2 protein-coding genes are annotated in these 1,589 nt (G+C 66.0%); both read right to left on the reverse strand.

The window, feature by feature from the left end:
• Positions 1 to 3 precede the first annotated feature (3 nt).
• Positions 4 to 549, reverse strand: a complete 546-nt coding sequence (locus IBX54_RS15045; RefSeq protein ID WP_296543459.1) for an HAD family hydrolase — start codon at positions 547 to 549, stop codon at positions 4 to 6.
• Positions 549 to 1,550: a KpsF/GutQ family sugar-phosphate isomerase gene (locus IBX54_RS15050; RefSeq protein ID WP_296543460.1), complete on the reverse strand. Its 1,002-nt coding sequence runs from the start codon at positions 1,548 to 1,550 to the stop codon at positions 549 to 551. The genes IBX54_RS15045 and IBX54_RS15050 overlap by 1 nt, the downstream gene beginning before the upstream one ends.
• Positions 1,551 to 1,589 lie beyond the last annotated feature (39 nt).

Here is a 1,589-nt window from a genome sequence, read left to right on the forward strand (position 1 = left end):
TGTTCATCGCAAGGCTTCCTGCAACAAGTTGGCGTAGCGCCCGCTGGCCACCAGCAGCAAGTCACACAGCTCGCGCACGGCACCATGACCGCCTGCATGCTGTGTCACGTAATGGGCGCGGGCCAGCACCTCGGCCTGGGCGTTGGCGGGGGCGCAGGCAAAGGCGCAGCGGGTCAGCATCGGCAGATCGGGCCAGTCGTCGCCCATGGCGGCGGCCTGTGGCCAGTCCAGCTCCAGCGCCTTGAGGGTGACTTCTGCCGCCGGGCGTTTGTCTTCGGTGCCGAAGTGGGCATGCTCGATGCCCAGCGCCGCCAACCGCAAACGCAGTGCCTTGCTGTCGCGCCCGGTGATCACCACCGGCGTGATGCCGGCACGCTGCAGCAGCTTGAGGCCGTGGCCGTCGAGCGTGTTGAAGCGCTTGAGTGTTTCGCCGTGTTCGGAAAAATACAGCCCGCCGTCGGTCAGTACGCCATCGACATCCAGAAAGACGACGCGTATGGCCTGCGCCTTGAGCAGCAATTCGGGGGGGAAGTTGAGCGCGGGCTGCATCAGATCACCTTGGCGCGCATCAGGTCGTTGCTGTTGAGCGCGCCGCACAGTTTGCCCTCGGCATCAAGCACCAGCACGCTGGTGATGCGGCGCTGCTCCATCAGTTCGACGGCATCCACCGCCAGGGCATCGTGGCCGATGGTGCCCGGATTCGGATGCATGACGTCCTGCGCGGTGTTGCTGCGCAAATCGACGCCTTTTTCAATCAGGCGACGCAGGTCGCCGTCGGTAAAAATGCCCCGCGCCCGCCCGTCAGCATCGACCACGGCAGTGGCGCCCAGGCCTTTGGCGCTCATCTCGCGCATCAACTCGCTAAAACCCGCTTGCAGGCCAACGCGGGGCACCTGGTCGCCGCTGCGCATCACATCGCTCACCAGCGTGAGCAGTTTGCGCCCCAGCGCGCCACCGGGGTGCGAGCGGGCAAAGTCTTCGGCCTTGAAGCCGCGGGCATCGAGCAGGGCCACGGCCAGCGCGTCGCCGAGCGCGAGTTGCGCGGTGGTGCTGGCGGTGGGCGCCAGATTGAGCGGGCAGGCTTCTTTGGCGACGCTGCTGTTCAAAAAGTAGTCGGCGTGGCGTGCCAGGGTCGAGCCGGCGTGGCCCGTCATGGCCACCAGCGGCGCGCCCAGGCGCTTGATCATGGGCAGTACGGCGGTGAGTTCTTCAGACTCACCGCTGTTGGAAATGGCCAGCACCACGTCAACGGGTTTGATCATGCCCAGGTCGCCGTGGCTGGCCTCCGCGGGATGGACAAACATGGCGGGGGTGCCGGTGGAAGACAGCGTGGCGGCAATCTTGCGGCCAATGTGGCCACTCTTGCCCATGCCCATCACCACCACGCGACCTTTGACGGCCAGCATCAGGTGCACCGCTTGCACAAAGTCGGCCCCGATGTGCGGCTTGAGGCCGAGCAGGGCGGCCGCCTCGATGTCGAGGGTTTCATGCGCCAGCGCCACGGCGCGACTGTCATCAAAAGCTGGGGCAGGGGCGGGCTGAGTCGTCATGGCCGCATTCTATCGGCCAGGGCCTTTTGAAAACCGGTC

This window comes from Rhodoferax sp. (genome assembly GCF_014859475.1).
Taxonomy (GTDB): Bacteria; Pseudomonadota; Gammaproteobacteria; order Burkholderiales; family Burkholderiaceae_C; genus Rhodoferax.

What these genes read in the sequence shown, in the direction of transcription:
- IBX54_RS15045 (WP_296543459.1), bottom strand. Translation starts at nt 549, where the DNA reads ATGCAGCCCGCGCTCAACTTCCCCCCCGAATTGCTGCTCAAGGCGCAG.
- IBX54_RS15050 (WP_296543460.1), bottom strand. Translation starts at nt 1,550, where the DNA reads ATGACGACTCAGCCCGCCCCTGCCCCAGCTTTTGATGACAGTCGCGCC.